The organism is Pseudomonas atagonensis, from assembly GCF_011369485.1.
Taxonomy (GTDB): Bacteria; Pseudomonadota; Gammaproteobacteria; order Pseudomonadales; family Pseudomonadaceae; genus Aquipseudomonas; species Aquipseudomonas atagonensis.
In genome coordinates, this window is sequence record NZ_VXCA01000018.1 from 108371 (window position 1) to 129434 (window position 21064).

The following is a 21064-nucleotide window of genomic DNA, read 5'->3' on the forward strand; positions in this document are numbered from 1 at the left end:
AGCCACCTCAGCGAAAATTCTGAAATAACCGTCGGGCCCGCCGCTGTTTCCAAATCCCTCAAGGGCTGGAACAATGCGGGCCACTTTGTAGAGCGTTTTCGCGGGGGAGTTGCGGGTGCAGATTCAGGGACATTACGAGCTTCAATTCGAGCCGGTGCGCGAGGCTTTCGCCGCACTGTTCGACGATCCCCAGGAACGCGGCGCAGCCTTGTGCATTCAGGTCGGCGGAGAAACTGTCCTCGACCTCTGGTCCGGTACTGCCGACAAGGACGGCGCCGAGGCCTGGCACAGCGACACCATCGCCAACCTGTTCTCCTGCACCAAAACCTTCACTGCTGTTACCGCGCTGCAACTGGTTGCCGAAGGCAAGTTGCAACTGGACGTTCCCGTCGCCCGCTACTGGCCGGAATTTGCGGCCGCCGGTAAAGAGTCCGTGACGCTGCGCCAATTGCTTTGCCATCAGGCCGGTCTGCCGGCCCTGCGCGAACTGCTGGCGCCGGAAGCACTTTACGACTGGCAAACCATGGTCGACGCCCTTGCGGCGGAAGCGCCGTGGTGGACGCCGGGCACTGGTCACGGTTATGCCGCGATCACTTACGGCTGGCTGATCGGCGAATTGCTCCGTCGTGCTGACGGTCGCGGGCCGGGTGAATCCATTGTTGCCCGCGTGGCCAAACCGCTGGGGCTGGATTTCCATGTCGGCCTGGCCGACGAAGAATTCCACCGCGTAGCGCACATTGCCCGGGGCAAAGGCAACGCAGGCGATGCCGCCGCTCAGCGCCTGTTGCAAGTCACCATGCGCGAACCGACAGCCATGACCACTCGCGCCTTCACCAATCCACCGTCGGTGCTCACCAGCACCAACAAACCGGAATGGCGGCGCATGCAGCAACCGGCGGCCAACGGTCACGGTAATGCGCGCAGTCTGGCCGGGTTCTACGCCGGTCTGCTCGACGGAAGCCTGCTCGAAAGCGACATGCTCGAAGAGCTGACCCGCGAGCACAGCCTTGGCGAAGACAAAACCCTGCTGACCCGCACCCGTTTTGGTCTCGGCTGCATGCTCGATCAACCGGACGTACCTAATGCGACCTATGGTCTCGGCCCACGGGCATTCGGTCATCCGGGCGCGGGCGGCTCCATCGGTTTTGCTGATCCCGAGCATGACGTCGCGTTTGGTTTTGTGACAAATACCTTGGGGCCGTACGTCTTGATGGATCCGCGCGCGCAGAAGCTCGCGCGGGTGCTTGCCACTTGTCTGTAAAGCAGCAAACGAGGTTCCAGGGCCGGAACCTCGATGCAATTTTCGATTCAAAGCGACTGTTTATCCGGGCGAAAGTGCTCTGATTTTTCATTACTTCATTTTGTGGATTTTCAATGTCATCTAAAAAGACTCTCGCCCTGGCCCTGTGTGTGGCGATCACCGGTTGCGCACAGACCCCAAAAAACGACGCGGACGGCGGCAGCTGGTGGCCGTTCGGTTCTTCCGACAAAGTTGCAGGCAAAGAGCCTGCACCGGCTCCAGCCCCTTTGAAACCGGCTGCCACTGCACCGGTGGCCAAGGCTGAAAGCAGCAACCCGTGGTACTGGCCGTTCGGTTCCGATGATGAGGCCGTCAAGGCTGACATGAAGGCGGAAGTCAAACCTGAAGCCAAACCGGTCGCCGTCGCCAAGGCTGATGCCGACACGGGCAGCAAATGGTGGTGGCCGTTCGGTGGCAAGGATCAGCCGGCGACCAAAGCCGTGCCGATGCCTGACCCGAAAGTCACCCAGGCCTGGCTCGACGATTACGAGCCGCGCCTGCGCGAGGCCGTCAAGGACAGCAATCTGCAGCTTGAACGCCGTGAAAACGTGCTGGTTGTCACGGCGCCGGTAGAAGGCTCGTTCAACCCGGATCGCCCGGCCATGTTGCTGCCGGTGACCCTGGGACCGTTCACCCGCGTGGCGAAAATCCTTGAAGCTGACCCGAAAACCGCCGTGCTGGTGCTCGGTCACAGCGACTCCAGTGGCGCCGCCCCGGCCAACATCAAGTTGAGTCAGGAACGTGCCCAGGCCATCGCAGCGATTTTCCGCCTCAGTGGCCTGCAGCGTGATCGCCTGATGCTGCGCGGCATGGGCTCCGAAGCACCGCGTGCCGCCAACGACAGCGTTGAAGGTCGTGCCCTCAACCGTCGCGTTGAACTGCTGGTGACCCCGCAAAACACCATGGTCGCGCTGTTGAGCAAATACAACATGCCGGCGCCGAAGCCAGTGACCATGGTCGCGGCGCAGGACGTCAAGCCAGTCGCCAAACCTGTGACCCCGGCGCCAGCCGCGAAGAAAGCCGCGGTACCGGCCACCAAAAAGGCGCCGGCGAAAAAAGCTGCCGCCAAGGCGCCAGCCAAAAAGGCCCCGGCCAAGGCACCAGCGAAGAAGACTGCACCCGCCAAAGCCGCCGCGACCGACAAGAAAGTCGCCGCTGCCGACGCCACCAAAAAGTGATCCGCTAACGAAAAGGAATGCGCCATGACCCAGGCTCTGGCAGATATGCGTCGTGATTACACCCGGGATGGTTTGACCGAGGCGCAAGCCCCGGCCGAGCCGTTTGCGCTGTTTCACCAGTGGTTTGCCGACGCGGTGAAAACCGAGCAGGCACCGGTGGAGGCCAACGCAATGACGCTGGCGACGGTCGATACGGACGGGCGTCCGCACTGCCGCATTCTGCTGCTCAAGGGCCTGGACGAGCAGGGCTTCACCTTCTTCACCAACTACGAAAGCGCCAAGGGCCAGCATCTGGCGGCCAATCCGTTTGCCGCCATGACGTTCTTTTGGCCAACGCTGGAGCGTCAGGTGCGCATCGAGGGGCGGGTGGTGAAGGTCACGCCTGAAGAGTCCAACGCGTATTATCAGGTGCGTCCACTGGGCAGTCGCCTTGGCGCCTGGGCATCACCGCAGAGCCGCGTGATCAATGGACGCGGAGAGCTGGAAGACCTGCTCAAGGCAACCGAACAGCGTTTCACCGATTCCCAGCCAGATTGCCCGCAACACTGGGGCGGTTATCGCTTGCTGCCGGAGCGCATCGAATTCTGGCAGGGGCGTCCGAGCCGTCTGCACGATCGGCTCAACTACCGCTTGCAGGGCGCCGACTGGATTCTTGAACGACTGGCACCCTGAGCAGTCTACCGAGCGGGATAGCCTGCCGCAGCGGCCTCCAGCCACTTCGGCAGATCCCGGCGCTTGATTTTTTGCGCCTGAGCTTTCGCCAACTGTTCAAGCATGAAGGTGCGCTTGCCTTCATCCTTGCCGGCGAGCGACAACGCCAGGTCGCGATCCATCCAGCGTTTGATCCGCACGTACAGCCACCCGTGGAAGTACAAACCGGCGACAGTGGTGACGACGATGATGAAGTAATCCATGAAAATCCTTGGTGTCCGTGGCGCAGAATCGGTAATTTGGCGCTACTGTAGTGGCTATCTCAGGTAACGCAGGTGTCTGTACCGCGCCTGAATGAAAGCCAATTTATCCGGGCGGTGTCGTGACAGGCATCAAGCCACGGAGTTTAATGAATATATGTTTCTTTGGAGTTGATGCTATGCGTAAGTCTGTTCTGCTGGTTGCTTCCTTTTCCACGATGGCGATGTTGCTTACCGGCTGCCAATCGAGCCTGACCGGTGACTCTTACTCCCGTGACGAAGCGCGTCGCGTGCAGACGATTCGCATGGGCACCATCGAATCCCTGCGTCCGGTGAAAATCGAAGGCACCAAAACTCCGATTGGCGGCGCTGCAGGCGCAGTGGTCGGCGGTGTCGGCGGCAGCGCCATCGGCGGTGGTAAAGGCAGCATCGTAGCTGCGGTCATCGGTGCTGTGGCCGGTGGTCTGATCGGCTCGGCCACCGAAGAAGGCCTGACCCGTACTCAAGGCGTGGAAATCACCGTACGCGAAGACGACGGCAGCATGCGCGCCTACGTGCAGCAGGTTCAGGAGAATGAAGTGTTCCGTGTTGGCGAGCGCGTGCGCATCTCCACTGTTGGCGGGACTAGCCGCGTTTCGCACTAAGCGGAATACAGGGTAAAGAAAACCCCGATCAGGCTAGCTGGTCGGGGTTTTTTTTGATTACAGGTGTCAGTTACCAGACATCGCTGTAGTCAAACGAAATTTGATAGTCGTAACTCATGAGGGAAATATTGTGTTGAAAGTAAGGTTGAATGATAGGCGTCCACTTTTCTAACACGTTGAAGCCGCCATTATTTATGTTGTTTTCTACCGGTATACCCAAGGCGTTCAATACGGTTTCATCATCGCCTAAATCCTTTGAATACTCTTCGTCCTCGCAAAGACAGGTTTTTTTGTCGTACCACTCCAGTCTCAGTTTTAATCCCATCATCACCCTCACAAATATTTTTTTTTGATGCTTCTTTCATCTTTCGGGGCCTCGCGTCGCTCTCCTGTAAAAGGGTCGAACGCGCCTAGATGAGTTCCGTCACTGGCACGGTAAACTTCCAGCTCTCCGTGCATCGAGTCCCACTCATAAATTCTCCTGCCCTTTGCATCTTTCCACCGCTCCCGAAGTCCGCCTCCTCCTTGGACGGGATTCATTTTCTGTACCTTTTTCAGACCGGGAAACGCAGTAATTTCCTCTGCTTTTGGCGGTTTATGGTAGCTATGGCCAGAAGGCGCCAAGCCTTTGCGTGCTGTGTTGAGCACAATGTAAACCGGTTTTACTCCCGAATCCGCCGGAAACACCAAAATGAAATCCCGATACTCCGGCGGATAAACCGGATTCACCAGAATCCCGTCTGCCGCTTTCGTCGGCGGGTACACCCAGATATGCGGCGTCTGCGGAGCGGCCTCCAGTGCAGGAATGCCAAGGATGTCGGTGCCATCCACGGCGGGCGTCCAGATCAGTTCGATGCCTTCACCCAGATCAGCAATGAACTGGCTGCCGCGCGTGGAGAACTGCACGACATCGACCATCTCCCAGTCACGGTTCTTTCCGGTGTAGAAGCCATAGCCTTTGAGGCTGCCGTCGGCCTGTTGCTCGATGCGCAGGCGTACGCGAGTGCGGGCCTGTTTGAGGGCGCGGAGTTGGTCGTCGGTGTAGAGGGCGCTGTCGCCGAGGCTGGAAGGTATGACCAGTGCCACCAACCCGGCCAGGGTGGCGGCAGCTGTGCCGGCGGCAATGGCGGGTAGTGCCTCGAACGCGGCGCCGGCCAAGGCGAAGGTTCCCAGCCCGGTGGGAACTGCCGCTGCGCCGATTTTCTTGAGTGGCAGGCCGCCGTTTTCATCGGTTTCACGCGCACCCAGCAGGATCAGTTCGCCGTAATCCTTCAGGCTGTCAGTCGGCACCATCCCGGAAGGATTGGCGTAATCAATGATGGCGTCGGGCAGTTTGCAGGACTTGGCGAACGTACATCCGGCACGTACCGCTTCAGGCCTGTTGACGACCACTTCGCGGCCACGCTCAAAGGCGTCCTGCCGCGCCAGCATAGCGTCATATGCGTTTTGTCTGGCCTCACGTTCGGCCAGTTCAGTGGCCGTCATATAGCGATAGGTGACGTGGTGGCCGTCGCCTTGCGGTGGGTTGGGAACCCGGGGAATGTCCTTGTTGCCAGCCACTGATCGTCCTTTCGTTCATCCGTCGACAGCCCTTCGCAAAGGGCTGAGCAACGTTAACGAAGCAGGAAATTTGTGGCTGTAGGACGCTTCTCTAAAGAAGTGGAGATTGGTCGCTGTTTATGAGCGTGGGGGTATGTGTGGCGAGGGGATTTATCCCCGTTGGACTGCGCAGCAGTCCCTTTTTTGGGGCCGCTTCGCAGCCCAACGGGGATAAATCCCCTCGCCACAGGTGTTCTACGCAGGATTCGGTAATGGGTTGCGTCGACTCGCCGCCGCCGTCACCGCATAACCGATCAACGCGGCGAACAACGATCCGGTCAGAATGCCCATTCGATCCATGCCGGCGTAGTCGCTTACGCCCGGTTCAAACGCCAGCGAACCGACGAACAGGCTCATGGTGAAGCCGATGCCGCAGAGGATGGCCACGCCCAGTACCTGGCCCCAATTGGCGCCCTGGGGCAGGGCGGCGATGCCGATTTTCACGGCCAGCCAGGTCAGGCCGAACACGCCGACTGTTTTGCCCAGCAGCAGGCCAACCGCGATGCCCATCGGAACGTCATGAGTGAAGCTTTCGACGGTGACCCCGCTCAGCGACAGGCCGGCATTGGCGAAGGCGAACAGCGGCAGGATGCCGTAGGCCACCCATGGGTGCAGGGCGTGTTCCAGCGTCAGCAGCGGCGAAGGCTCGGCGTTTTTCGTGCGCAGCGGGATGCAGAAGGCCAGGGTCACGCCGGCCAGCGTCGCATGGACACCGCTCTTGAGTACGCAGACCCACAGGATCAAACCGATGATCATGTATGGCCCGAGCTTGACGACGCCGAGCCGGTTCATCGCTACCAGTGCGGCGATGCACGCGGCCGCGAGGCCCAGCGACAGGGTCGAGAGTTCGCCGGAGTAGAAGATCGCGATGATCACGATGGCGCCGAGGTCGTCGATGATTGCCAGGGTCATCAGGAACAGCTTCAGTGACACCGGCACACGCTTGCCCAGCAGGGCCAGCACGCCGAGGGCGAAGGCGATGTCGGTAGCGGTCGGAATCGCCCAGCCGTCGAGGGCTGCCGGGTTGTCGCGGTTGAGGAACCAATAGATCAACGCTGGCACCAGCATGCCGCCGATGGCCGCTGCGCCGGGCAGGACTATCTGCGACGGCTTCGACAGTTGCCCGTCGAGCACCTCGCGCTTCACTTCCAGACCGATGAGCAGGAAGAACAGCGCCATGAGGCCGTCGTTGATCCACAACAGCAGGGGTTTAGCGATTTTCAACGCACCGATCTGCGCGACCACCGGGGTGTCGAGCAGGCCGGTGTACAGCCACGACAGTGGCGAATTGTTGATAATCAGAGCCAGGATGGCTGCGGCGATCAATAACAGACCGCTGGCAGCTTCCAACTGAAAGAAACGCGTGAAAGTGCTACGCAGAGGCAAGGTCGCTCTCCATCGAATCGTCAAAAAGGTGGAACACCCTAACCCGTACTGTTAGTTGTTAAAACAAAAGTTATATTCTTTTTTGTTATATGTCGTTACAAGGTGTCTGGCTCAAGCCACGCTGAGCCTAGCAGTTAGCTGACACATTGGGACTCAGCTGTATCTTTGCGCGCTGCAGGAATTTTCCTAAGCTGACGTACACGCCTTTTGCGCAGGCCGAACCCTGCCTGACTCAACGAGAACCAACACCATGAGTGACAACCGACAGTGGGCCCGTGAAGCCATCCGTCTCATCGAAGCGGACTTTCAGCGCAGCGCCGACACCCATCTGATTCCTTTGCCGCTGCCGGGTTTCCCGGGCATCGAGCTGTACTTCAAGGATGAGTCCAGCCACCCGACCGGCAGCCTCAAGCATCGGCTGGCCCGTTCGTTGTTCCTCTACGCGTTGTGTAACGGCTGGCTCAAGCCTGGGGCGCCGGTGATCGAGGCGTCCAGCGGTTCTACGGCGATTTCCGAAGCCTATTTCGCGCGCATGCTCGGCCTGCCCTTCATTGCGGTAATGCCGGCGACCACTTCCCGGGAGAAGATCGCCCAGATCGAGTTTTATGGTGGCAAGAGTCATCTGGTGAAAGATCCGACGCAGATCTACGCTGAATCCGAGCGTCTGGCTCGCGAACACGACGGCCACTTCATCGATCAGTTCACTTACGCCGAACGTGCCACCGACTGGCGGGCGAACAACAACATCGCCGAGTCGATCTTCCAGCAGATGCGTTACGAACAGCATCCCGAGCCGAGCTGGCTGATTTCCAGCCCCGGCACCGGCGGCACCACCGCGACCCTTGGCCGTTACGTGCGTTATCGCCAGCACTGCACCCGCGTGTTGTGCGCCGATGCCGAGCGTTCGGTGTTCTTTGATTACTACCAGACCGGCGATGCGAGTCTGCGTCTGGATTGCGGTTCGCGAATTGAGGGGATTGGCCGGCCTCGGGTGGAAGCCTCGTTCCTGCCCAAGGTGATCGATGCGATGGTCAAGGTGCCGGACGCCTTGTCGCTGGCGGCCATGCATTATCTGGCGCAGCGCCTGGGCCGGCATGTCGGCGGGTCGAGCGGCACCAATCTGATCGGCGCATTGATGGCGGCGCAACAGATGAAAGCGGCGGGGGAGTCGGGGTCGATCGTGGCGATTCTGTGCGATGGCGGCGAGCGCTATGCAGACACCTATTACGATCAGGCCTGGTTGAAGGCGCAGGGGTATGAGCTGGAAGAGTTGATTGCTGCGGTAGCGGCGAGTGCCGAACGCGGCGAGGCGCTGCCTGCTTCGGTGCTGCGCGCCAATATCTGAAATAACGCAAAAACCAAAGTGGGAGCGGGCTTGCTCGCGAAAGCGGTGTGTCAGTCAACGAAGATGTCGACTGACCTGACGCTTTCGCAAGCAATCCCGCTCCCACAAGGGATTTGCATTGTTGCAGATTTAACTGATCAGGCTTCCAGACCGAGGATGTCGCGCGCGACGGCTTCAGCAATACGAATCCCGTCAACACCCGCCGACAGAATCCCGCCTGCGTAACCCGCGCCTTCACCGGCCGGGAACAGCCCCTTCACGTTCATGCTCTGCAACGACTCGTTCCGCGTGATGCGCAGCGGCGACGAGGTGCGCGTCTCGATCCCGGTCAACACTGCGTCGTGCAGTGAATAACCGCGAATCTGCTTCTCGAATGCCGGCAACGCTTCGCGGATCGCCTCGATGGCGAAGTCCGGCAGTGCCAGGGACAGGTCGCCCAACGCCACGCCCGGTTTGTACGACGGCTCGACTTCACCCAGTTCGGTCGAAGGAATATCGTTGATAAAGTCGCCGACCAGTTGCGCCGGCGCCTTGTAATCGCTGCCGCCGAGGATGAACGCGTGGGATTCCAGACGTTCCTGCAACTCGATGCCGGCCAGCGGGCCACCCGGATAATCGACTTCCGGGGTGATGCCGACGACGATACCGGAGTTGGCGTTGCGCTCGTTACGCGAGTACTGGCTCATGCCGTTGGTGACCACGCGATTCGGCTCGGAAGTCGCCGCGACCACGGTGCCGCCCGGGCACATGCAGAAGCTGTAGACCGAGCGGCCATTCTTGGCGTGGTGCACCAGTTTGTAGTCGGCAGCACCGAGTTTCGGGTGACCGGCGTATTTGCCCAGCCGTGCACGGTCGATCAGCGATTGCGGGTGTTCGATACGGAACCCCACCGAGAACGGCTTGGCTTCCATGAACACGCCACGGCCGTGGAGCATGCGGAAGGTGTCACGGGCACTGTGGCCGAGGGCCAGAACCACGTGCTTCGAATGCAGGGTTTCGCCGCTGGCCAGTTGCACGCCGACCAGTTGGCCGTCTTCGATCAGCACGTCGCTGACGCGTTCCTGGAAGCGTACTTCACCGCCCAGGGCGCGGATCTCTTCGCGCATGGTCTCGACCATGCCGGTCAGACGGAACGTACCGATGTGCGGTTTGCTGACGTAGAGGATTTCCTCCGGCGCGCCGGCCTTGACGAACTCGTGCAGGACTTTGCGGCCGAGGAACTTGGGATCCTTGATCTGGCTGTACAGCTTACCGTCGGAGAACGTCCCCGCGCCGCCTTCGCCGAACTGCACGTTGGACTCGGGGTTGAGCACGCTTTTTCGCCACAGACCCCAGGTGTCCTTGGTGCGCTGACGGACTTCGGTGCCGCGTTCGAGGATGATCGGCTTGAAGCCCATCTGTGCCAGCAGCAGGCCGGCGAAGATTCCGCACGGGCCGAAACCGACGACGATCGGACGCTGGCTCAGGTCGCTTGGCGCCTGGCCGACGAACTTGTAGCTGACATCCGGCGCCACGTTGACGTTACGGTCGTCGGCGAACTTGCCCAACACCTTGGCCTCGTCGCGTACGTTGAGGTCGATGGTGTAGATGAAGCACAGTTCGGAGGACTTTTTGCGCGCGTCGTAGCTGCGCTTGAACAAGGTGTAATCGAGCAAATCATCGCTGGCGATGCCCAGGCGCTGCACGATGGCAACGCGCAGGTCTTCTTCGGGATGGTCGATTGGCAGCTTGAGTTCAGTGATTCGTAACATGGCGAGGATCCGGGTTCGCGGGGCGCACAACTGCGCCAAGGCGTTTGAAGGCCGGGATTATAAGCCGCAAAGGCCGGATCCGGTGAGGCTAAAACGCTCAGTCGTTGCGCGATCCGCCGAAATACCCGCAGCCACGCTGCACCTTGCCGTCGATGCGCAGTTCGGCGCTCATGTGTTGCACGCTGCCGGTGCTGCTGTCGACGCAGCGCTGCGGCGCCACCCACAGCTCGATGCGCTGGTTATTGGCTTCGCTGCTGAGGTTGAAGCGACCGTCGCCCAGTTGTTCTTCAACATACGGCACGGCAAGCGGCGGCTGGCCTTCGCGGTCGATGACCATGCCTTTGCCGCTGACCTTGACGTTCCATTCCGGGCCATGACCGGCGGCACGCAGGATCAGCTGTTTGAAGTTCGGATCGTCACAGGCAGTGCCGGAGCGTTCGACGCGATACAACTGCGACAGGTCGAGGCGGTCGCCGGCAACCTTGCCGCGCACATCGGCGAACAGTTTGCCCTGCTCGTCGGCGAGGGTGGCAGCCTCTTGCAGGACGCTGGTGCCGCCGATGTCATTGACCACCAACTGACGTTGTTCCTGACACGGCTGAAACACCAGTTTGCCGTCGGCGGCGGTCAGTTGCCCCTGCATCCGAGTCTGGCCGACGTGGGAGGCGCTTTCCCGCGCGCCATCAAATAACTGGCACGCGGCAAACAACGGGAGCAGGGCAACAACGATCAAGGAACGGGCAACACGCATCTTCGGCTCTCCAGACAAGTGCCGCCACGTTACGCAGGCTGACCGCTCATCACAAGGGCTTAGCCGACGTGAAACGTCTGGCCGGTTTGCAAGCCTTCGACACTTTTCGCGTAGGCCAGCGCCACATCCGCTGCCGGAACCGGCTTGTAGCCACGGAAGTACGGGGCGTAGCTGCCCATGGCTTCGAGCAGAACGGTCGGGCTGATTGAGTTCACCCGCAAACCGCGCGGCAGTTCGATGGCGGCCGCACGCACAAAGCTGTCGAGAGCGCCGTTGACCAGCGCAGCCGAGGCGCCGCTGCGGATCGGGTCGTGGCTGAGCACGCCAGTGGTGAACGTAAACGAGGCGCCATCGTTGGCGAACTCGCGACCGATCAGCAGCAGATTGACCTGGCCCATCAGTTTGTCTTTGAGACCGAGGGCAAAACTTTCTTCGCTCATCTCGCCCAGCGGCGCGAAGGTCACGTTACCGGCGGCGCACACCAGTGCATCGAATTTTCCTGTCTGCTCGAACAGCTTGCGGATGGATGCGCTGTCGCTGATATCCACGCGGTAATCACCGCTGTTGCGGCCGATACGAATGACTTCGTGGCGTTGCGACAGTTCTTTGTCCACGGCCGAACCGATGGTGCCGCCTGCGCCGATCAACAGAATTTTCATCGTGCTGTGCCTCAAGTGAATTGAACGAGGTTTCAGTCTAGAGTGGTTTTTTCTTTGGATAAGCGTGCTAATGGGCAACCTTTGGTTTTCAAATGGAAACAATCCATGAGCGAAATGGATGATCTGGCAGCGTTTGCGGTGTTGATCGAAGCGGGCAGTTTCACCCTGGCGGCGCAGCAGCTGGGTTGCAGCAAGGGCCAGTTGTCCAAGCGCATCAGCCAGTTGGAGGCGCGTTTCTGCGTGGTGTTGTTGCAGCGCACCACCCGGCGTTTGAGCCTGACCGCTGCGGGCGCCGCGTTGTTACCGCAAGCTCAGGCGCTGGTCGTTCAGGTTGAAAGAGCGCGGCAGGCACTGGCGCGGCTGAAGGACGACATGGCCGGCCCGGTGCGGATGACGGTGCCGGTGTCGTTGGGCGAAACCTTCTTTGACGGACTGCTGCTGGAGTTTTCGCAGCAGTACCCCGAGGTGCAGATCGAACTGGAGCTGAACAACAGTTACCGCGATCTGTCCCGGGATGGCTTCGATCTGGCGATCCGCAGTGAAGTGGCGAATGACGAGCGACTGGTGGCCAAGCCGTTGCTGGCCTGGCAGGAAATGACCTGCGCCAGCACGGCCTATCTCGAACGCTTCGGTGAGCCGCTGACTCCGCAAGCGTTGGCCGATCACCGTTGTTTGCTCAACAGCCACTACAGCGGTCGCGAAGAATGGCTGTATCACCAGCAACACGAATTGCTGCGGGTGCGGGTATCAGGGCCGTTCGCCAGCAATCACTACAGCTTGCTCAAGAAAGCCGCGCTGAGCGGGGCCGGCATCGCCCGTCTGCCGTCCTATTTACTGCAAGCGGAACTGGCTGACGGCCGATTGCGCTGGCTTCTGCGTGATTATCAGACCCGGCGCATGCCGATGTACCTGGTACATCCGTATCAGGGCGGTTTGCCGAAACGTACGCAAGTGCTGGCGGACTACATGATGGGGTGGTTCAAACGCAGCGGCGAAGCGTTGGACCGGCTTCAGCGATAGCGTCTGGCAATCAGATGATCGATCGACACCTTGCCCGGCCCGGTCACCATCAGGTACAGCAACACCGCCGCCCAGGTGCCGTGGGTCGGGTAGGCGTCCGGGTAGACGAATATCTGAATGGTCAGGGTCATGCCCAGCAACGCCAGTGCCGAAAACCGTGTTGCGAAGCCGATCAGAATCAGCACAGGGAAGAAATGTTCGGCGAAGGCAGCCAAATGGGCGGCGACTTCCGGTGAAAGCAGCGGCACGTGGTATTCGCTCTTGAACAGCGGAATGGTCGAGTCGGCCAAATGCGGCCAGCCGAGTTGAAAGGTGCCGTCGATCAGGTCGATGGCCAGCCCCTCGACCTTGGTTTGCCCGGACTTCCAGAACACCGCGGCAATCGAGAAACGCGCAATGAAGGCGATCAGGCTCTGGGGAATCCTCTCCAGCAGCGTAATGGCGCGAGTGATGAGGTTGTTCATGGCGATACCTTGTTGTTGTGCAAGTGAGTGATGACGTTGCGGCTGATCAACAGCGCAAGTGTCTGGCTGAGATCGAACGGTGAACTGTGTTCGGCGGCTGACAGCAGTGACCGGCCGTCGATGAGATCGCGGATGAAGTCGCGGGCATTGCGCTCAAGGGCAAATACCTCAACCTCCAGGCCATTGCGCAGCACCAGCGCGTGCTGCGCGAGGTTCACATCGATGCCGGCCAGCGTTGCGTCCTGTTGGTGCGCGGCCCAGATGGCAACGACGGCATAAGCGGAATCGAACAACTGCAGGGACGGATGAAACTCGATCTGCAATTCGTCCAGGGTGTGCGGAGCGGCGAGTGCGGCGGTGATCTGCTCCGGACGCACAGGCGGTACGTCTGCGGCGTGGTAGGCGAGGGTGCGCAGGCGCTCTAGACGCGCCACGTCGGCGAGATACGGCACGCTGGACGCCGGTTCGAAAGCTTCAATGAAAGTCGCCAGCCCTTCGCCGTAGCCACTGAGCAACGGACTCAGCGGTGGCTGGTTCTGGATGAAAATGGCCGCCATGGCATGAAAAAACTCGATGCCGACCAGTTGCGTGACGACGGGGTAGCTGTCGGCTAGAGCGTTGATCAGCGAGCTCTGCACGTTGTTTCGATATACCGCGAAACGGCTGGCGGGATCGGCACCGTTGGCGCTGCACAAACCCTCGGGGCAGGGCAGTCGGACATCGAGGAGCGCGGCGGCGAAAGCGGCTTGCGTGCTCATGAGCGACCTCCTGCGCCAAGCAGGATTTCATCAGCCTGTCGCGCCTCGGCCAGCAACACATCGAAGACCGGTACCTGATTGTCGCGTTCGATCAGCGTCGCCATCGGCCCGGTGCGCTGCAGCGCTTGCCGGTACAAGGCCCAGACCGCTTGATCGATCGGCGCACCGTGATCGTCGATCAGCAAGCGGTCGCCCAGGCTGTCGGCGTCTTCGGCAAACCCCGCCAGGTGAATCTCGGCAACTGCCTGCAGGGGCAAGGCATCGAGATAGGCCAGCGGGTCGCGTTGATGATTGATGCATGACACGTAGACGTTGTTGACGTCGAGCAGCAAGCCGCAGCCGCTGCGGCGGATCACCTCGGCAATGAAGTCCGGCTCATCGAAGGTTGAGCGTTCGAAGCCCAGATAGGTGGCGGGATTCTCCAGCAGCATGGGTCGCTTGAGGCTGTTCTGCACCTGGTCGATATGCTCGCAGACGCGATTGAGTGTCGGTGTGTCATAGGCCAATGGCAGCAAGTCATTGAGGAACACCGGGCCGTGGCTCGACCAGGCCAGATGTTCGGAAAAGGATTGCGGTTGATAGCGTTCGATCAGTGCTTTGAGGCGTTGCAGATGGTCAACATTCAGCGGCCCTTCAGCGCCGATGGACAAACCGACGCCGTGCAACGACAGCGGATACTGCGCGCGGATCAAACCGAGAAAATGATGAAACGGGCCGCCGGCCACCATGTAGTTTTCGGCGTGGACTTCGAAGAAACCGATGTCCGGGCGAGTATCGAGCACTTCACCAAAGTGTTCGGTCTTGAGCCCCAGCCCCGCACTGGGCGGCAGCCCGCCAGGGGCTGCCTGAGTGCAGGGGAGGACAGGTTCGCGGGATGAGAACATGATCGTCACTCAGGCAGACCGTCGATCAGGACTTGGCTTTGAAGGCTTCCATCTGACCGAAACCGGTCGGCGAAGTCTTGCTTTCGGTGGTGGCGCAGGTGCCTTTTGGAACGAGTTTCCAAGCGTTCGGCTGGTAATCCATTTTGGCGGTGCCGGCACACGTGGTGCCTGCGCCTGCGGCGCAATCGTTGTGACCTTTCATGGCCACGCCGAAGCATTTTTCCATGTCGGCGTCAGCAGCGTGGGCGGTGGAGACAGCGGCCATGCTCAGCGCGGAACCGAGGGCCAGAACCAGGGCGGTGGCGGACAGGGTGCGGGTGGTAGCAGTCATGATGTTTCTCCAGTCTTGGTCAGGGTTTTTACAAGCGCTTTTGCGCTTGCTTACCCCTCTAGAGAAAGCTCATGGCGATGCGTTACAGCGGGGCTTGAATCTTTTCCAGAATTTTTCCTGGCACAAGCCTCCCCATGTAGGAATGAGCCTGCTCGCGAAGGCGTCGTGTCATTCAACATTACCGGCGTCTGACACAGCGCCATCGCGATCAGGCGCACTCCTACAGTGGATTTTTGGTGGGTTTGAGGTTTTGGGCAGGCACAAAAAAACGGCCCGAGGGCCGTTTTTTTATTAAGCGAAACTCATCAACCGCCGAGGTACGCCTCGCGTACTTTCGGGTCGGTCAGCAGGGCTTCACCGGTGCCTTGCATGACCACGCGGCCGTTCTCGAGAACGTACGCGCGGTCAGCGATTTTCAGCGCCTGGTTGGCGTTCTGCTCGACCAGGAACACCGTCACGCCGTCCTTGCGCAGCTGTTCGATGATGTCGAAGATCTGCTGGATGATGATCGGTGCCAGGCCCAGCGACGGCTCGTCGAGCAACAGCAGTTTGGGCTTGCTCATCAGCGCACGGCCGATGGCGAGCATTTGCTGTTCGCCGCCGGACATGGTGCCGCCGCGCTGGTTGAAGCGTTCTTTCAGGCGCGGGAACAGGCCGAGAACCTTGTCCATTTGCTCCTGATAGTCGCCCTTGTCGGTGAAGAATCCGCCCATGGACAGGTTTTCTTCAACGGTCAGACGGGCGAACACCCGCCGACCTTCCGGCACCACAGCGATGCTTTTGCGCATGATCTGCGACGAGTCCTGGCCGACCAGTTCCTCACCCATGTAACGGATGCTGCCGCTGTGCGCCTGCGGTGAACCGCAGAGCGTCATCAGCAACGTGGACTTGCCGGCACCGTTGGCGCCGATCAGGGTCACGATTTCGCCCTGACGGACTTCGACGTTGACACTGTGCAGGGCCTGGATCTTGCCGTAGAAGGTGGAAACGTTTTCGAACTGCAGCATTTACGCTTCCCCCAGGTAGGCTTTGATCACTTCAGGATTGTCGCGGATCTGTTCCGGCGTGCCGTCGGCCAGGGGCGTGCCCTGGTTGATCACGACGATGTGGTCGGAAATGCTCATGACCAGTTTCATGTCGTGCTCGATCAGCAACACGGTGACGTTGTGCTCTTCACGCAGCACGCTGATCAGCGCCTTGAGGTCTTCGGTTTCCTTCGGGTTCAGACCGGCGGCCGGTTCGTCGAGCATGAGGATCCGCGGACGGGTCATCATGCAGCGAGCGATTTCCAGACGCCGTTGCTGACCGTAAGCCAGGGTGCCGGCGGTGCGGTTGGCGAACTCCTTGAGGTTGACCTTTTCCAGCCAGTACTCGGCAAATTCCATGGCCTCGCGCTCGCTTTTACGGAACGCCGGGGTCTTGAACAGGCCGGACAGGAAGTTTGTGTTCAAGTGACGGTGCTGGGCGATCAACAGGTTCTCGACCGCCGTCATGTCCTTGAACAAACGCACGTTCTGGAAGGTTCGCACCACGCCTTTGAGGGCGATCTTGTGGCCCGGCAGGCCTTGAATCGGCTCGCCGTCCAGCAGGATGCTGCCGCCCGTTGGCTGATAGAAACCGGTCAGGCAGTTGAACACGGTGGTCTTGCCGGCGCCGTTCGGGCCGATCAGGGCAACCACCTGCTTTTCCTTAACGGTCAGGGCCACACCGTTGACCGCCAGCAAGCCGCCGAAGCGCATGCTCAGGTTTTCGACTTTAAGGATCTCGCGGCTCATTTTCGCAACTCCATGTGTGGGCGTTGCATCGGCAGCAGACCTTGTGGACGCCAGATCATCATCAACACCATCAGGGCACCGAACATCAACATGCGGTACTCGCTGAACTCACGCATCATTTCCGGCAACAGGATCATCACCACGGCCGCGAGAATCACGCCCAGTTGTGAACCCATGCCACCCAGCACGACGATGGCGAGGATGATCGCCGACTCGATGAAGGTGAACGATTCCGGGGTTACCAGACCCTGACGGGCGGCAAAGAAGCTACCGGCGAAACCGGCGAAGCTCGCGCCCAGGGTGAATGCCGACAGCTTGATCACGGTCGGATTCAGGCCCAGTGCACGGCAGGCGATTTCATCTTCACGCAGCGCTTCCCACGCACGGCCGATCGGCATGCGCAGCAGGCGGTTGATGATGAACAATGCCGCCAGCGCCAGCAGCAACGCGACCAGGTAAAGGAAAATCACCTTGTTGATCGAGTTGTATTCGAGGCCGAAGTATTCGTGGAACGTCTGCAGACCTTCCGCCGCTTTACGTTCGAAGGTCAGGCCGAAGAACGTCGGTTTCTCGATGTTGCTGATGCCGTTCGGGCCACCGGTGATATCGGTCAGGTTACGCAGGAACAGACGGATGATCTCGCCGAAGCCGAGGGTCACGATTGCCAGATAGTCACCGCGCAGACGCAATACCGGGAAGCCCAGCAGGAAGCCGAACGTCGCCGCCATCAGGCCGGCAATCGGCAGGCAGATCCAAAAGCTCAGGCCGTAGTAGTGCGACAGCAGCGCGTAGCTGTAGGCGCCGACGGCGTAGAAGCCGACGTAACCGAGGTCGAGCAGACCGGCCAGACCGACCACGATGTTCAGACCGAGGCCGAGCATCACGTAAATCAGGATCAGCGTTGCGATGTCCACCGCACCACGCGAGCCGAAGAACGGCCACACCAGGGCACCGATGATCAGTGCAATGATGAAGTAGCGTTGCGTGGTCGGCAGGGTCAGGAAGTTGCTGGCCTTGGCCGGGATCAGCGGCATGCCCGGTGAGGATTTCCACGCCTTGCTGATCTGCTGATTGAACAGCACCCGCAGGAACATCAGCACCGAGCAGATGGCGATGGTCGCCAGGATGGCCGGGCTGGTGTTGTGCACTTCCAGATTGATGCCGACGATGGTCAGTTTCAGTCCGAGCACAGGATACGCAACTGCCCAAACCAAGAGCGCACTGAACAGTGCCTGTTTAAGATTCCTAGTCATACTTTCTCAACCTCCGGACGGCCCAGAATGCCGGTCGGACGGAACAACAGCACCAGAACCAACAAGCCGAATGCCACGACGTCCTTGTACTGGTCACCGAAGATATCGGCACCAAAGGCTTCCGCCACCCCAAGCACCAGCCCGCCGAGCATGGCGCCGGGGATGCTGCCGATGCCGCCGAGTACCGCAGCGGTGAAGGCTTTGAGGCCGACGAGGAAACCGGCGTTCGGGTTGATCACGCCGTATTGCATGCTCAGCAGTACAGCGGCAACTGCCGCCAGCGCAGCACCAATGACGAAGGTCAGGGCGATGATGTTGTTGGTGTTGATGCCGAGCAGGTTGGCCATCTTGATGTCTTCGGCACAGGCGCGGCAGGCGCGACCCAGGCGAGAGCGGGAGATGAACAGCGTCAGGCCGAGCATGGCGACCAGGGTCACCACGAACACCACGATTTGCATGTAGGAAATCAGCACTTCATGTGCGCCACCTGGCCCGATGGAGAAGTTGCCGGGGATCAGGTTGGGGATGGATTTGTCCTTGGAGTCTTGCGCCAGCAGAACCGTGTTCTGCAGGAAGATCGACATACCGATGGCGGAAATCAGCGGGATCAGACGGTTGCTGCCGCGCAGGGGGCGGTAGGCGATCCGTTCGATGCTGTAACCGTATGAACTTGTCACGACGATGCTCGCGATGAAGGCTGCGGTCATCAACAGCGGGACGTTGTCGATTCCCATCATGGCCAGCCCGGCGATGGCGATGAACGCCACGTAGGAACCGATCATGTACACCTCGCCGTGGGCGAAGTTGATCATTCCAATGATGCCGTAAACCATCGTATAGCCGATGGCAATCAGGGCATACGTGCTGCCAATGGTCAGACCATTAACCAGCTGCTGGAAGAAGTGATAGAGGTCAGGCATTACAACGCTCCTAAAAACCTGATACGCATTTCACTGGTGGAGTCATTTTCCCGCCCGGCCCCGTGGATCTTTATCCACTTCGAATCCGGGTTTTGCCAGCGAACCGCTGATGACGGTTTTGAGATTTTCAGGTGGGGAGACTGGCGGATCACGCCAGCGCGGCCCATACATTCGTAAAACAAAGCCCACGGCACGCCGTGGGCTTTATTGGCAGTCAGTCAGGCAACGCCTTACTGAGGCGAAACTTCAGTTTTCGGTTTGCCGAAGTGCCACTCGTAAACCACAAATTTGAAGTCCTTCAGGTCACCCTTGGCGTCGAAGCTCAGGTCACCAGTCGGGGTTTTGAAGGTGCCGGCGTGAATGGCTTCAGCCACTTTGGCAGCATCTTCAGACTTGGCGGCCTTGATACCTTCGGCGATGACTTCAACAGCGGAGTAGGCCGGGAACACGAAAGGACCGCTCGGGTCTTCTTTCTTCGCCTTGAATGCATCAGCCAGGGCGACGTTGGCCGGATCCTGGTCGAAGGATTTCGGCAGGGTCACCAGCAGACCTTCGGAAGCGTCTTTGGCGATCTGCGAAATGGAGTCGTTGCCCACGCCTTCCGGCCCCATGAACTTGGCTTTCAGGCCTTTTTCAGCGGACTGACGCAGGATCAGGCCCAGCTCCGGGTGGTAGCCGCCGTAGTAAACGAAGTCGACGTTGGCTTGCTTGAGTTTGGCGATGATCGAGGAGAAGTCCTTGTCGCCGGCGTTGATGCCTTCGAACACGGCAACCTTGGTGCCTTTCTTCTCGAGGGTGGCTTTAACGGCGGTGGCGATGCCTTCACCGTATTGCTGCTTGTCGTGCAGGACAGCAACGATTTTCGGCTTCACGTGATCGGCGATGTAGTTACCGGCGGCAGGGCCCTGGGCGCTGTCCAGACCGATGGTGCGGAAGACCATTTTGTAACCACGGGCGGTGATGTCCGGGCTGGTGGCAGCCGGGGTGATCATGATTACGCCTTCGTCTTCGTAGATGTCCGAAGCAGGCTGAGTGGAGCTGGAGCACAGGTGACCGACCACGAACTTGACGCCGTCGTTGACGACCTTGTTCGCTACGGCTACCGCTTGTTTCGGATCGCAAGCGTCATCGTATTCAACGGCTTCAAGTTTTTTGCCGTCGACGCCGCCCTTGGCGTTGATTTGCTCGATGGCCATTTTCGCGCCACTGAACTGCATGTCGCCGTATTGGGCTACTGGACCGGTTTTAGGACCGGCGATACCGATTTTGATGGTGTCAGCTGCGAACGAATGGCTGGCAACCCCGGCCAGAACCATAGCGGCAAACAGTTTGGAAATCTGCTTAGTAGCCTTAGTCATAGTGCTCCACTCTTACTGTTGTAATTTTTTTGAGTTCTGGCGCCGTAGCAGCAGAACCGGGTCAGATATCTTTGCGATACCCTCCGGAAATGCCCCCGGCAACTGTACCGGTACAGTGTAGAGCGCCGGTTGTTGGCCTGGGAAGCAGGCGCCGAGGGGCAAAACTTGGGGGTGTCGCATTTTTGAATGAAAAAGACAGAATTGCGGCGGGGCGTTCGTGGGCATATATCCCAATCAGCAGCATTCCTTGGCGTTCCTGCTCTTTTCGTTCGGTTCAGCTATTTGCAACCGGGTTTTTCTGGCGGACCACCGACGTTATCATTCGCGTCGATTTCTTTTCCGGACAGTTCCCATGAATCAAGAACCTAGCACCCTCTATGCCAAGCTGCTCGGCGAGACCGCATCTATTACCTGGAAAGAGCTGGAGCCGTTCTTCGCCAAGGGTGCCCTATTGTGGGTCGACCCTGCGCTGGATTTGATCGCCGCCGCCGAGGCCGTGGCGTCGGATGAGGGCGAGAAAGTCGCTGCCTGGCTGGCCGAAGACAAGGTCGCCAAGCTGTCTGAAACGCGGGCGCTGGATATTTTCGAACGCGATCCGCAGCTGTGGGCGGTGGTGGTGAGTCCGTGGATTTTGATCCAGGAAAGGGCGGCCGCTGCTGAGCTCGCACCGTGATGGTGCGACCGGTCATCAGCGGAAAGTGTGTAGGCGAGTAGCGTGATGGCATGTTGCCGTAGAGAAATGCCACAAGCGAGGGTGGCATCACGGTGACGTAAACG

At 59.8% G+C, this 21064-nt stretch carries 23 protein-coding genes; 7 read left to right on the forward strand and 16 right to left on the reverse strand.

The window, feature by feature from the left end; genetic code table 11:
* Positions 1–115: 115 nt before the first annotated feature.
* From F2P67_RS13375 to pdxH, 3 genes are all read left to right on the forward strand, one after another.
* Positions 116–1261, forward strand: coding sequence for a serine hydrolase (locus tag F2P67_RS13375; protein ID WP_166220934.1), 1146 nt, complete (start codon positions 116–118; stop codon positions 1259–1261).
* Between the two features lie 113 nt (positions 1262–1374).
* Positions 1375–2478 (forward strand): OmpA family protein, encoded by a 1104-nt coding sequence (locus F2P67_RS13380; RefSeq protein ID WP_166220935.1) that lies wholly within the window; start codon positions 1375–1377, stop codon positions 2476–2478.
* Between the two features lie 24 nt (positions 2479–2502).
* Positions 2503–3150: a pyridoxamine 5'-phosphate oxidase gene (pdxH, locus tag F2P67_RS13385; RefSeq protein WP_166220936.1), complete on the forward strand. Its 648-nt coding sequence runs from the start codon at positions 2503–2505 to the stop codon at positions 3148–3150.
* A 5-nt stretch (positions 3151–3155) separates the two neighbouring features.
* On the opposite strand, the gene F2P67_RS13390 is transcribed toward pdxH, so the two are convergent.
* A complete protein-coding gene (locus F2P67_RS13390; RefSeq protein WP_166220937.1) occupies positions 3156–3392 on the reverse strand; it encodes a hypothetical protein in 237 nt (78 codons plus the stop codon).
* A gap of 176 nt (positions 3393–3568) precedes the next feature.
* On the opposite strand from F2P67_RS13390, the gene F2P67_RS13395 reads away from it, so the two are divergent.
* The gene (locus tag F2P67_RS13395; RefSeq protein WP_007969461.1) at positions 3569–4033 is read left to right on the forward strand and encodes an outer membrane lipoprotein; all 465 of its coding nucleotides are present in this window, start codon (positions 3569–3571) and stop codon (positions 4031–4033) included.
* A gap of 70 nt (positions 4034–4103) precedes the next feature.
* On the opposite strand, the gene F2P67_RS13400 is transcribed toward F2P67_RS13395, so the two are convergent.
* From F2P67_RS13400 to nhaA, 3 genes are all read right to left on the reverse strand, one after another.
* On the reverse strand, positions 4104–4361 hold the full coding sequence (locus tag F2P67_RS13400) for a colicin E3-like toxin immunity protein (protein ID WP_425511023.1): 258 nt from the start codon (positions 4359–4361) through the stop codon (positions 4104–4106).
* A 5-nt stretch (positions 4362–4366) separates the two neighbouring features.
* Positions 4367–5593, reverse strand: coding sequence for an S-type pyocin domain-containing protein (locus F2P67_RS13405; RefSeq protein WP_166220939.1), 1227 nt, complete (start codon positions 5591–5593; stop codon positions 4367–4369).
* A 234-nt stretch (positions 5594–5827) separates the two neighbouring features.
* Entirely contained in the window at positions 5828–7018 is a 1191-nt protein-coding gene (gene nhaA, locus F2P67_RS13410) for a Na+/H+ antiporter NhaA (protein WP_166220940.1), read from the reverse strand.
* A gap of 250 nt (positions 7019–7268) precedes the next feature.
* On the opposite strand from nhaA, the gene F2P67_RS13415 reads away from it, so the two are divergent.
* A complete protein-coding gene (locus F2P67_RS13415) occupies positions 7269–8363 on the forward strand; it encodes a PLP-dependent cysteine synthase family protein (RefSeq protein WP_166220941.1) in 1095 nt (364 codons plus the stop codon).
* A gap of 137 nt (positions 8364–8500) precedes the next feature.
* Here the strand turns inward: F2P67_RS13415 and F2P67_RS13420 are convergent, their stop codons facing one another.
* The 3 genes from F2P67_RS13420 to F2P67_RS13430 form a co-directional block, all read right to left on the reverse strand.
* Positions 8501–10114 carry an NAD(P)/FAD-dependent oxidoreductase gene (locus tag F2P67_RS13420; protein WP_166220942.1) on the reverse strand — a complete coding sequence of 538 codons (1614 nt, stop codon included), beginning with the start codon at positions 10112–10114 and terminating at the stop codon, positions 8501–8503.
* 97 nt (positions 10115–10211) lie between these two features.
* Complete coding sequence (locus F2P67_RS13425) at positions 10212–10865, reverse strand: COG3650 family protein (RefSeq protein ID WP_166220943.1); 654 nt, start codon at positions 10863–10865, stop codon at positions 10212–10214.
* A 59-nt stretch (positions 10866–10924) separates the two neighbouring features.
* A complete protein-coding gene (locus tag F2P67_RS13430; protein WP_166220944.1) occupies positions 10925–11524 on the reverse strand; it encodes a short chain dehydrogenase in 600 nt (199 codons plus the stop codon).
* A gap of 105 nt (positions 11525–11629) precedes the next feature.
* Here F2P67_RS13430 and F2P67_RS13435 point away from each other — a divergent pair, with 105 nt between their 5' ends.
* Positions 11630–12544 carry a LysR family transcriptional regulator gene (locus F2P67_RS13435; RefSeq protein ID WP_166220945.1) on the forward strand — a complete coding sequence of 305 codons (915 nt, stop codon included), beginning with the start codon at positions 11630–11632 and terminating at the stop codon, positions 12542–12544.
* Here F2P67_RS13435 and F2P67_RS13440 read toward each other — a convergent pair.
* The 9 genes from F2P67_RS13440 to F2P67_RS13480 form a co-directional block, all read right to left on the reverse strand.
* Complete coding sequence (locus tag F2P67_RS13440; RefSeq protein WP_166220946.1) at positions 12535–13008, reverse strand: DoxX family protein; 474 nt, start codon at positions 13006–13008, stop codon at positions 12535–12537. The two genes, F2P67_RS13435 and F2P67_RS13440, sit on opposite strands and share 10 nt — an antisense overlap.
* On the reverse strand, positions 13005–13766 hold the full coding sequence (locus tag F2P67_RS13445) for an HvfC/BufC N-terminal domain-containing protein (RefSeq protein WP_166220947.1): 762 nt from the start codon (positions 13764–13766) through the stop codon (positions 13005–13007). The genes F2P67_RS13440 and F2P67_RS13445 overlap by 4 nt, the downstream gene beginning before the upstream one ends.
* On the reverse strand, positions 13763–14650 hold the full coding sequence (bufB, locus tag F2P67_RS13450; protein ID WP_166220948.1) for an MNIO family bufferin maturase: 888 nt from the start codon (positions 14648–14650) through the stop codon (positions 13763–13765). Before bufB ends, F2P67_RS13445 begins: the two co-directional genes overlap by 4 nt.
* Positions 14651–14675: 25 nt before the next feature.
* Entirely contained in the window at positions 14676–14981 is a 306-nt protein-coding gene (locus F2P67_RS13455; RefSeq protein ID WP_166220949.1) for a BufA1 family periplasmic bufferin-type metallophore, read from the reverse strand.
* Between the two features lie 305 nt (positions 14982–15286).
* Positions 15287–15988, reverse strand: a complete 702-nt coding sequence (locus F2P67_RS13460) for an ABC transporter ATP-binding protein (RefSeq protein WP_003222380.1) — start codon at positions 15986–15988, stop codon at positions 15287–15289.
* The gene (gene livG / locus F2P67_RS13465; protein ID WP_007918535.1) at positions 15989–16756 is read right to left on the reverse strand and encodes a high-affinity branched-chain amino acid ABC transporter ATP-binding protein LivG; all 768 of its coding nucleotides are present in this window, start codon (positions 16754–16756) and stop codon (positions 15989–15991) included.
* Complete coding sequence (locus F2P67_RS13470) at positions 16753–18009, reverse strand: high-affinity branched-chain amino acid ABC transporter permease LivM (RefSeq protein WP_166220950.1); 1257 nt, start codon at positions 18007–18009, stop codon at positions 16753–16755. The genes livG and F2P67_RS13470 overlap by 4 nt, the downstream gene beginning before the upstream one ends.
* Positions 18006–18929 carry a high-affinity branched-chain amino acid ABC transporter permease LivH gene (gene livH, locus F2P67_RS13475; RefSeq protein ID WP_166220951.1) on the reverse strand — a complete coding sequence of 308 codons (924 nt, stop codon included), beginning with the start codon at positions 18927–18929 and terminating at the stop codon, positions 18006–18008. Before livH ends, F2P67_RS13470 begins: the two co-directional genes overlap by 4 nt.
* A gap of 230 nt (positions 18930–19159) precedes the next feature.
* A complete protein-coding gene (locus F2P67_RS13480) occupies positions 19160–20287 on the reverse strand; it encodes a branched-chain amino acid ABC transporter substrate-binding protein (protein WP_166220952.1) in 1128 nt (375 codons plus the stop codon).
* Positions 20288–20639: 352 nt separating this feature from the next.
* On the opposite strand from F2P67_RS13480, the gene F2P67_RS13485 reads away from it, so the two are divergent.
* The gene (locus F2P67_RS13485; RefSeq protein ID WP_166220953.1) at positions 20640–20960 is read left to right on the forward strand and encodes a DUF2288 domain-containing protein; all 321 of its coding nucleotides are present in this window, start codon (positions 20640–20642) and stop codon (positions 20958–20960) included.
* Positions 20961–21064: the final 104 nt, after the last annotated feature.